Genomic DNA, 9,106 nt, shown 5'->3' with positions numbered 1-9,106 from the left:
GGCCGGATCGCCGATCACGCCGACTTCTGCCAGGAGTACGACCGACTCGCCGAGGCGATGAACGGAACGCCCCGATGCCGCGACTGGGAAGTGGAGGCCGAGGTCACCGTGACCGTCCGGGTCACCTACTCCACCAGTGCGACCACCGAGGACGACGCTGACGAGAACGCCCGCGAGGGCATCGACTTCGATGACGTGCTCGCGGCGTACCGCGCCAACGGGCACGAGAGCTTCGACGTCGAGATCGTCAGCACCGAGCGGGCCTAACCCGCCCCTGGCGGGGCCACAGCGCCCCGCCAGGGCCACCGGAACACACGCGCGAGCGGAACCACCCGGCCACCCGGCAGTACCCCATGTCCGGGAAGGTCGCCGACGCCGGCCTATATGAGCAGCACCCCTATCCCGGTGTCTCGCCAATGTCGGCGACGAGCGCTATTGTTGTGTATGTCAGATACACAACACAGTCACTAGGAGGAACCCATGACCACCACCCAGGTCGCCTACGAAACGATCTCCACCCGGATCTACGACAGCGAAGAGGGCTACTCGGCCAGCAACAACAACATGGCCTACCGGGCACAGGATCTCGAAGACTACGGACGCCGCGGCTTCGCCCTGATCTCGACCGTCACCGCCCCCACCCACGACGGAACCCTGATCATCGACACCCTCGCCCGCACCGCCGAGGCCGAATAGGAAAGATGGGCGCTCGTCGCCACCCCGGCGGGCGCCCGCCCTCTGCGCTCGATTTCGAGCGTGCGCCCTCGAAATCTCCCGCGCTGCGCGCTTCCCATCCCGCATCTGATCTGCTAGTGTTGTGTATGTCAGATACACAACACGTTCGGGAGGACCACATGAACACCACACTCACCACCGCCACCGCCCTCGAGGCCCGCGCCGCCTGGTCGACCATCACGGAGCCCGGCGACACCACCGCCGGCACCCTCACCCGCCACGCCGGCCACACCGCCGCGCTCGAGGCGCTCATCGCGGGCCGCGACGCCCTCCTCGCCGCACTCGCCGCAGCAGACATCGACGTCGACGAGGCCACACAAGCCGCCGCCCGCTGGCTGCCCCGCCACAACGCCCGCCTCATCGACCAGGCGCTCGAGACCGCCGCCCGCCACGGCATCACCCTGATCGACCCGGCCACCATCCCCGGCCTGAGCGACCTCGGCGACGCCGCTCCGCACATCATCTGGGCGCGTGGCACCCTCGCCCCGCTCACCCGCGACCTGCCCGAACGGATCGCTGTGATCGGCGCTCGCGCAGCCACCAGCTACGGAGAGCACGTGACTGCCGAGATCGCCGCCGACCTCGCCCGTCGCGGCATCGTCATCGTCAGCGGAGCCGCCTACGGCATCGACGCCGCCGCACACCGCGCAGCCCTCGCCGCGGGCGGGTCCACCATCGCCTGGCTCGCCGGTGGGGCCGACCGCCCCTACCCCGCGGGGAACAGCGAGCTGATCGCCCGGATCGCCGACCGCGGCGGCGTGGTCGCCAGTGAGGTCGCCCCCGGCTCCGCACCCACCCGCTGGCGCTTCCTCGCTCGCAACCGACTGATCGCCGCGACCACCGCCGCGACGGTCGTCGTCGAGGCCGGCGTGCGATCCGGGTCGCTCACCACCGCCCACCACGCCGCTGCCCTCGGTCGCACGGTCGGCGCCGTCCCCGGCCCGGTCACGTCCGCCACATCCACCGGATGCCACCGCCTCATCCGCGAGGCCGACGCCCACCTGGTCACCAGCGCCGACGAGGCCTACGAACTGCTCGGTCACTGAGGCCCGCGGGGGCCAGCCACCCGCCGGCCCCCGCACCACAGCCCGGAGAGGACACCCAATGGGAACCCCGCACGACGTCGACCCGCTCGCCCTTGCCACACCCGCGCTGCTGCTGCTCTGGATCGCTGCGCTGCTCGCACTGCTGCTGTGGCGACGCCACATCCGCAACGCCCCGATCGCCGCCTACGCTGACATCCTGCGCCGCGCCTCTCGAGCTCGCCGCCACGCAGCCGCGATGATCGCCTGGCACATTCTGGGCGGCCTCGTCCTCCTCGGCGCGTTCGGGCTGCTGTCCTGGCCCGCCGCGGCCGCCGGCCTCCCGCTGCTGCTTATCCCCGCGTTCGGCATCCGCAAGTGGGCGCGCACCGCGCGCACACTCACCCGCATCCTGCACAGCCCCACCCCGCACACCCGCGCCCAGCTGCGCACCTGAACCAGGTCGTATCGGGAACTTGCGGCACACCCCGACATGCACTAGTGTTGTGTATGTCAGATACACAACCCAATAGCAGGGCAACACAGACCATCAGACCCGCGGGGATCGCGCCACCAGGACGATCCCCCCGGCAGGACGGGCACCAACACGCAGCCTGACGAGCGCTCGCCGCTCGCCGCTCGCCCGTCAATAGCAGCCGGCCTTTCGTCCTCCACCCGGCCCGCTGCCGGCGGGGGCGGCGTCCCTGACACCGCCGCCCCCGCCCCTTCCGNCCCCCCCCGCCCCTTCCGCCTCGTCTTCGTTCGCGAAGACCTCCCCACATCACGGATGCGCCAGAGCCGCTTCCTCTTGTCCGCTCCATCTGATATTGTTCTGTATGTCAGATACACAACTAGATCAAGGAGGATCAGCATGCGCTGTCTCATTTGTGACCAGCCGAAGGTCATGTACATCCCCGCCGACGACGCCCCTGATGTCGGCCTGTACAGCTGCGAATGCGGGTTCGAGATCGAAGGCCCCGCCGAGAACGCCGCCCGGCCCGCTCAGCCCACCCGCTCACCGCTCGGTCGGCCCACGCCGATCGCAGCTGCCCCGATCGGACTGCTCGCGACCAGCGGCCCGTACCGACGCTGAATAGGCCACGAGAGATCCAGGAGACCGACGTGAGCACCACCACAGAGCCCGGCGACACCCGATCATCCGAAGTCACGTACATGGGCCGCCGGCCGCTGAGCACCGGCAAGATCGGCTACGCCTACGCCGACGACGACGCATCGCCGCGGTACTACAAGGCCGGCCCTCGTGACCGGCGCACAGATCGGGCAGCGCATCACGCTCGAAGGCCCCGCCGACGACCCGAACGTGTACTACTCCAAGGGGCCGCGAGCCCCCCGCATCACCGGTTTCGACGAGACGATCGACCGCGACACCCTCACCCGGTGGCAGGTTGCCGATCGAGCGGCCTACCAAGCCAAGGCCGACGCGGGCGCGAGCAACAGAGCGGCGAAGCACGCCGCCCACATGGAGCACCACATCGAGGCGCTGACACAGGCCGCCCGCAACCTCACCGGCCCTCAGCGCGCAGCGTTCGCCCGTTACGTCGAAGACCGCATCCGGGGGTGGTGAACGTGGCGCCTCACCGGCGCCGGTTCGCGAACGGCCACCCTCCGAACTGCTCGGCGAACGCGGCCCGATAGGCGATCTCGACATCCTCGGCGACCTGACCGGGCGTCTCCACCCACGCCACCAAGAGATCGCCGTGATCGGCCAACTGCCAGATCGACCGGCCGCCCTTGTGGCTAGAACCGCGACGGGCGTACTGCCGCAGTCTCGTGCGCAGCCCGCCGCTCTTCGCGTCGGCCTTGCCGATGTACACAACCGGCGTCCCGGTGATCCAGCGCCCCTGCAGGTCGTCGACGGCGTACACCGACCCGGCGCGAGCGACGGAGACCTCGAGAATCGTCGGCGGCGTCGACGCAGCGCGCAGCACGACATAGATCCCAGGCCGCGGAGGAATGTCGACGGTCGGGATCTCGGCGAAGGTCACAAACCCGGTGAAACCGGCAGCTTCCAGCCCTTCGCGCGTCCAAGCGGCCGGCAGCGCGAGCGAGCTCACGCGAGATCCTCATCGGTCGCCGGCGCCGGCGCGGCCGCCGGCACTCCGAACAGAGCAGCCGTGCGGCGCTCGAGCAGGTGATGCTCGACGTCGCCGGCATGCAACGGCGCCTGGCCGACGCCTCGCGCCGGCCGCTGCTGCATGTACCAGTACAGCTGCCGGTTGCCTTTCGCGTTGTGCTGCTGCGCAAGCTCGCGCGCCTCGTCCCGGGTGAACAGCCACACCTGATCGGTGGACAACAGCGCCAGCGCGAGGATCTCCGCGCGCAGATCATCCGGGAAGTAGAACCCGACCGACAACGCCCCCTTGCCACCCGAGGGAGAGGGGGCCGTCTGGGTCTTGACCTGAACGGTGACAGCCTCGGCGCGCAGCGAGGAGTAGACCACCAGGTCGATGCCCGAGTCCGTCGTCATCCTCGCCGAGTCGATGCCGAGCTTGAGAAGCCGGTACTGCACGAGCAGCTCGCCCGCTGCGCCGATGTGCTGAGTGGTGGTCACCGCGGCATCGTCTCACGCCGTCAATCACCCGCCGCAGCGAGCAGACCCTTGCCGATGTCATACCCGCCTGTTAGTGTTGTGCATGTCAGATACACAACATATACGGAGGATGCAATGACCATCACCGCCTGGATTGCCACCCACAGCGACGGCACGACCTGCACTGTCGCCACCACCACAGCGGACTGCCCGCACAACCACGCGTACACGGTGCCGGCCGAAGCGCCGGGCACGAAGGGCCTGCTGATCACGACGACCGGCGAACTCGCGATCGCAGCGTTCGGTGAGCTCGAGGACTACCAGCGCGCGGTCGGCGGCTACATCGAGACCGTCAGCCTCGACGATCGCCACGATCTCATCGCCAACGAGGAGGGGCTGATCCAGCGCCTGCCGATGAACCTCCTCGCCAGCACGATCGCGAAGCGCCCACTCGTCGGGGACGTCGTGATCGTCGGGTTTGACGATGCCTCGGGCGACTTCGTCGACGTCGACGACTCAATCGTCGACAGCATCCGCCGCACCCTCAGCGCGTGATGCCCCAGCCGGCGTCGCCGACGTCCACCGCCTGCCAGCGGTGGACGCTCGGCCGGCACTCCTGGCGCCACGCCTCCGAAGGCGGGTTCGATCGCCGGCGGTTCACCGTCGCGGCGATACCCGAGGCACTCGCGCGCGCGTTCGTGTGCCGCCACCACTACAGCGCTTCCTACCCCGCCGCCCGCCTCGCGTGGGGCCTGTTCACCGACGACGAGGCCCTCGTCGACGACGGCCCTCTGACCGGGGTGGCCGTCCTGTCGGTGCCCATGCGCGCAGCCGTTCTCACCAACGTCTTCCCCGACCTCGAGCCGTTCACCGAATCGCTCGAGCTCGGCCGCTTCGTGCTCACCGACGCCGTGCCCGCGAACGCCGAATCCTGGTTCCTCGCGCAGGTCTGGCGCCAGGCTGCCGCGGCCAGCCTCCGCGGGGTGGTCACCTTCGCCGATCCTCTGCAGCGGCAGCGCGCGATCGCCGACGTCGATGAGGACGGCCAATCGGTCACCCGCGTCGAGACGATCACCCCCGGCCACGTCGGGGTGATCTACCAGGCCACCAACGCCGTCAGCCTCGGCCGCTCCACCGCCCGCACGATCAACTACGTCCCCTCCGCCGGGCTCGTCCTCCCCGAACGCACCCTCTCGAAGATCCGCACCGGCGAGCAGGGCTGCGAAGCCGCAGAGCGCCACCTGGTGACCCTCGGCGCACGAGCCCGCCGAGCACACGAGGACACCCGCAGCTGGCTGCGCACAGCGCTCGAGGAGATCGGGACGCAGAAGATCCGCCACCCCGGCAACCACCGCTACAAGTGCGCACTGTTGCATCAGATGACTCTGCGGAGATTGCGGGCGGTGAGGGATCACCATGCACTGCTGACGACTGTGATCCTGTCGCGTGTGCCGTTGTTGGGGCAAGCTTCCGGGTTTCGATGGGCCTGCGTCACCTTAACCTTCGACTTCTGGGCGGGGGGCTCTTGGCTGATCAGCAGCTGATTTGGTCGCGTTCCGCATCGTCGTCGAACATCTCGTGACCGTCGCCGATCGCGATTAGAGAACGATGCATTAAACGCCCTTGTGTTAGGCTCATAGCCATCTTTGTTGGGATAGATGCATCGAGGTGAAATGAGGCGCACACTCCGCGGTGTTGCACCGGTGATCCCGCTGGACCCGGCGAAGATGATGTTCGACCAGATGCTCGAGGGGTTCGCACTGTCGATGCGGTCACGAGGATTGGCGCCGTCGACCATCCAGTCGCGGGTCTCGATCGCGGGCAGATTTCAGCAATTCACAGGCGAGTACCCGTGGGAGTGGACGGAGAGAGATGTCGAGGACTACACATCGTCACTTCTCTCGGGTGGAACCCAGCTCGCCCACTCAACGATCCGTGGGTATCACCTCGGGTTGCGCTGGTTCTGCGGGTATCTCTCGAACCCCGCCTATGACTGGCATGACCTGTGCATCGAACGGTTCGGCACGGCTCCTGGCCAGATCTGCCACGACTGGAACACATACGCGCATCTGTCCGAGTTCGAGGCGAAGCCCGGCCGTCGCCCACTCGATTACGACGAACTCGAAGCCTTCTTCGCCCGCGCTGACGAGATCGCCGTCAGCCTGCTCAGATCCGGACGGAAGGGTGCTCTACCCGCGCTACGCGACTCGCAGTTCTTCAAGACCATCTACGCGTTCGGCCTACGTCGACGGGAGGCGGTGATGCTGGATCTGCACGACCTACGCCCCAACCCCGAAGTTCCGCACTGGGGAAGCTATGGCAAGATCCACGTGCGGTTCGGGAAGGCGCTTCCAGGCTCCCCACCTCGACGACGAACCATACTCGCCGTGCCGGAGTTCGAGTGGGCGATCGATGGACTCAAAGTGTGGGTGGAGCAGCTTCGTCCTCGAATGAAGGCGGTCGATACACGAGCGCTCTGGCTCACCGAGCGAGGAAGCCGAGTCGCGTATCGGCATGCGAATCAACGCTTCGCCCTCATCCGCGACGATCTCGGGCTCGACAAGACCCTCACTCTTCACAGTCTCCGTCACTCCTACGTCACTCACCTCATCGAGTTCGGATACGCGGAGCGATTCGTCCAAGAGCAGGTTGGACACAATGCATCTTCGACGACGGCCATCTACACGTCGGTCAGCGACGACTTCAAGAACCGCATGTTGCAGGAGGCGCTCAGCAGGGTGCACGGACAGAAGGAGGAATCGGCATGACCCGCAAAGTCGAGTGGAACCTGAGAAAGCTCCTCGCGCTCCACGACATCTACAAGACCACCGAGCTCGTCCCGCTGCTCGCCTCCCGCGGCGTGAAGCTATCCCGAGAACAGGTGTATCGGCTGGTCACCAGCACTCCCCAGCGCCTGAATCTTGAGGTCCTCGACGCGCTCTGCGACATCCTCGACTGCACCCCCAACGATCTCATCTCGTTCAGCGCCGCGACCGCCACCGCTGCGAAGGAGGCAACTACGGGGCGACCGGTGACTGACGGTGCAATAGGGCCCGTCCCCGCCCGCATCGTGCGCCCAAACCAGCAATGAGCAGCACCACCTCCCTTGCCGACATCGCCGCCCTGTTAGTCAGCGACGGGGAACCGTGGAAGACGATCGGCAAGGCGGGTGTCGCCGAGATGCTCGGTTTAGTCGTAGAAACGCCGACCGCCCGGGCCTGGCTCATCCAATACCTGCAAACCTCGCCCAACTACGCGCACAACGGCGATCAGCAGATGAGTCGTTCCGCGCAGCGGCTTCTCCGACTCGCCCGCGCACAAGGGCACGATGTTGTCGTGCCGGCCTGCACACACTGTGATCGAGATCTGCTGCTCGGAGCCAATCACCCCGACGGCTCACGATGTTGTCACGGGTGCTATACCAAGGCGACACCGAAGATCTGCGGCCGATGCCACCTCCCTAAGATCATTCGACGCAGACTCGAAGACGGCTCGGCCGTGTGCGGGACGTGCTGGAGGAAGGATCCCGCCAACTACCGGCTCTGCACGATCTGCGATCGGATGCAGCCAGCGCACAAGCGAGTCGACGGCCATAGCGTCTGCGAGAACTGCGCGGATGGACGCATCGGGCGATGTGTCCACTGCCACAAGACCACGACCATCGCCGTCTCCTTCCTCGGAGGAGACACCTGCGAGTCGTGCTACCGGCACGCCAAGTCCACGAAGAAGAAGTGCCCCACCTGCTACACGAGTGCTCTGCTCGTCGCGGTGGACGAAGCCGGCAACCTGGTTTGCAGCACATGCGCCGGAACCCCACCCCGATACGCATGCCCACGTTGTGGCAACGAAGAGCCACGGTACGGCCGCATCTGCCATCGCTGCCACGCAACCGACTGCGTCAATGACCTCTTTGCCGAAGGAACCGCGCGAACGCGCTCGCTCCTCGCACCCCTGCAAGTGCGGCTACTCGATCACCCTGAACCCCAATCGATGGCGAAGTGGACCAAGCGAAGCCGCACCGCAGCCCTGCTCCGGAAGATGCTGCGTGAGGAGATCCCGATCAGCCACACTGCACTCGATGATCATCCAGCCTTCCAGCCTGCCAACCTACTCCGGCACTCGCTTACAGACGTCGGCATCCTCAAGCCGCGCGATGAAGGTGGAGTCCGGTTCGAGCGATGGCTCGACGCCTTCCTCAGCGACCGGCCCGACTCTGTCGCGCGACACCTCACACCGTTCTGCCGATGGGAAGTCACCGCACGCACCCGCCAGCTCATCAGGCAAAAGGGGATCACGGACGGGTCCTACATGCGGGCGCGACTGATCTGCCGCACAGCAGAGAGATTCCTCAACCACCTCGACCAGAACGGCATCGATCTCGGGACAGCGCCGCAGAGCGTCGTCGAGCAGTACCTCGACGACAACCCAAAGGAAGCCTCCTCCCTGCGAAACTTTCTCCGCTGGGCCGCGCGGACGGGCCGCGCAAGACGGCTCCGACCCATCAAGCATCCCAGCGGTCTCAAAGCGACCAGCTACCCACCAGACGAACACAAGAAGTGGCTCCAGAGACTGAGCACCGACGAGTCGCTGCCGCTGATCACGCGGATCACAGGTCTCATCAGCGGCCTCTACGGTCGACCCGCTTCCCACGTATTGCGCCTCACGCGCGCGGACATCATCGATGATGGCAACACCCTTCTGAACCGTCCCAGGTTTGATGCCGCATCCTTTTGAGTTGATTGGATGTCATCATGCCGAAGAAGATTGATCTGGCGGTGCGTGAGCGCGCTGTCCGGCT

At 66.7% G+C, this 9,106-nt stretch carries 13 protein-coding genes; 11 read left to right on the top strand and 2 right to left on the bottom strand.

The genetic code is table 11. The features are described 5' to 3' along the window. From ABS64_RS01355 to ABS64_RS01330, 6 genes are all read left to right on the top strand, one after another. Positions 1-267 (top strand): hypothetical protein (locus ABS64_RS01355; RefSeq protein ID WP_292680261.1); only part of this gene is annotated, 267 nt, incomplete at its 5' end. Between the two features lie 213 nt (positions 268-480). Then, positions 481-696, top strand: a complete 216-nt coding sequence (locus ABS64_RS01350) for a hypothetical protein (RefSeq protein WP_288120551.1) — start codon at positions 481-483, stop codon at positions 694-696. A gap of 158 nt (positions 697-854) precedes the next feature. Then, the gene (gene dprA / locus ABS64_RS01345) at positions 855-1,781 is read left to right on the top strand and encodes a DNA-processing protein DprA (RefSeq protein WP_292680258.1); all 927 of its coding nucleotides are present in this window, start codon (positions 855-857) and stop codon (positions 1,779-1,781) included. A 58-nt stretch (positions 1,782-1,839) separates the two neighbouring features. Beyond that, a complete protein-coding gene (locus ABS64_RS01340) occupies positions 1,840-2,214 on the top strand; it encodes a hypothetical protein (protein WP_292680256.1) in 375 nt (124 codons plus the stop codon). Between the two features lie 414 nt (positions 2,215-2,628). Continuing rightward, the gene (locus ABS64_RS01335; protein WP_292680254.1) at positions 2,629-2,850 is read left to right on the top strand and encodes a hypothetical protein; all 222 of its coding nucleotides are present in this window, start codon (positions 2,629-2,631) and stop codon (positions 2,848-2,850) included. Positions 2,851-3,018: 168 nt separating this feature from the next. Next, entirely contained in the window at positions 3,019-3,342 is a 324-nt protein-coding gene (locus tag ABS64_RS01330) for a hypothetical protein (RefSeq protein WP_292680253.1), read from the top strand. Positions 3,343-3,352: 10 nt separating this feature from the next. On the opposite strand, the gene ABS64_RS01325 is transcribed toward ABS64_RS01330, so the two are convergent. Both ABS64_RS01325 and ABS64_RS01320 read right to left on the bottom strand, forming a co-directional pair. Next, complete coding sequence (locus ABS64_RS01325; RefSeq protein WP_292680252.1) at positions 3,353-3,832, bottom strand: hypothetical protein; 480 nt, start codon at positions 3,830-3,832, stop codon at positions 3,353-3,355. Further along, positions 3,829-4,329 carry a hypothetical protein gene (locus ABS64_RS01320; protein WP_292680250.1) on the bottom strand — a complete coding sequence of 167 codons (501 nt, stop codon included), beginning with the start codon at positions 4,327-4,329 and terminating at the stop codon, positions 3,829-3,831. Before ABS64_RS01320 ends, ABS64_RS01325 begins: the two co-directional genes overlap by 4 nt. A 114-nt stretch (positions 4,330-4,443) precedes the next feature. Here ABS64_RS01320 and ABS64_RS01315 point away from each other — a divergent pair, with 114 nt between their 5' ends. From ABS64_RS01315 to ABS64_RS01295, 5 genes are all read left to right on the top strand, one after another. Beyond that, positions 4,444-4,863 (top strand): DUF3846 domain-containing protein, encoded by a 420-nt coding sequence (locus ABS64_RS01315; protein ID WP_292680249.1) that lies wholly within the window; start codon positions 4,444-4,446, stop codon positions 4,861-4,863. After that, entirely contained in the window at positions 4,860-5,852 is a 993-nt protein-coding gene (locus ABS64_RS01310) for a hypothetical protein (RefSeq protein WP_292680247.1), read from the top strand. The genes ABS64_RS01315 and ABS64_RS01310 overlap by 4 nt, the downstream gene beginning before the upstream one ends. Before the next feature lie 129 nt (positions 5,853-5,981). Then, positions 5,982-7,076: a tyrosine-type recombinase/integrase gene (locus tag ABS64_RS01305; RefSeq protein WP_242086195.1), complete on the top strand. Its 1,095-nt coding sequence runs from the start codon at positions 5,982-5,984 to the stop codon at positions 7,074-7,076. Continuing rightward, on the top strand, positions 7,073-7,399 hold the full coding sequence (locus ABS64_RS01300) for a helix-turn-helix transcriptional regulator (protein WP_061683557.1): 327 nt from the start codon (positions 7,073-7,075) through the stop codon (positions 7,397-7,399). The genes ABS64_RS01305 and ABS64_RS01300 overlap by 4 nt, the downstream gene beginning before the upstream one ends. Further along, positions 7,396-9,042: a hypothetical protein gene (locus tag ABS64_RS01295; protein WP_292680243.1), complete on the top strand. Its 1,647-nt coding sequence runs from the start codon at positions 7,396-7,398 to the stop codon at positions 9,040-9,042. The genes ABS64_RS01300 and ABS64_RS01295 overlap by 4 nt, the downstream gene beginning before the upstream one ends. The last annotated feature ends 64 nt before the right edge of the window (positions 9,043-9,106 follow it).

Origin of the sequence: Microbacterium sp. SCN 69-37 (genome assembly GCF_001724435.1) — a bacterium.
In the GTDB taxonomy this organism is placed as follows: Bacteria; Actinomycetota; Actinomycetes; order Actinomycetales; family Microbacteriaceae; genus Microbacterium; species Microbacterium laevaniformans.
The sequence above is the reverse complement of the archived record's forward strand: the minus strand, read 5'-3'. Positions and strand labels throughout refer to the sequence as shown.

Bases quoted from the DNA above. Each gene is read 5' to 3' on its own strand.
- ABS64_RS01300 (WP_061683557.1), top strand. From the start codon at position 7,073: ATGACCCGCAAAGTCGAGTGGAACCTGAGAAAGCTCCTCGCGCTCCAC.
- ABS64_RS01315 (WP_292680249.1), top strand. From the start codon at position 4,444: ATGACCATCACCGCCTGGATTGCCACCCACAGCGACGGCACGACCTGC.
- ABS64_RS01340 (WP_292680256.1), top strand. From the start codon at position 1,840: ATGGGAACCCCGCACGACGTCGACCCGCTCGCCCTTGCCACACCCGCG.
- ABS64_RS01305 (WP_242086195.1), top strand. From the start codon at position 5,982: ATGAGGCGCACACTCCGCGGTGTTGCACCGGTGATCCCGCTGGACCCG.
- dprA (WP_292680258.1), top strand. From the start codon at position 855: ATGAACACCACACTCACCACCGCCACCGCCCTCGAGGCCCGCGCCGCC.
- ABS64_RS01295 (WP_292680243.1), top strand. From the start codon at position 7,396: ATGAGCAGCACCACCTCCCTTGCCGACATCGCCGCCCTGTTAGTCAGC.
- ABS64_RS01335 (WP_292680254.1), top strand. From the start codon at position 2,629: ATGCGCTGTCTCATTTGTGACCAGCCGAAGGTCATGTACATCCCCGCC.
- ABS64_RS01350 (WP_288120551.1), top strand. From the start codon at position 481: ATGACCACCACCCAGGTCGCCTACGAAACGATCTCCACCCGGATCTAC.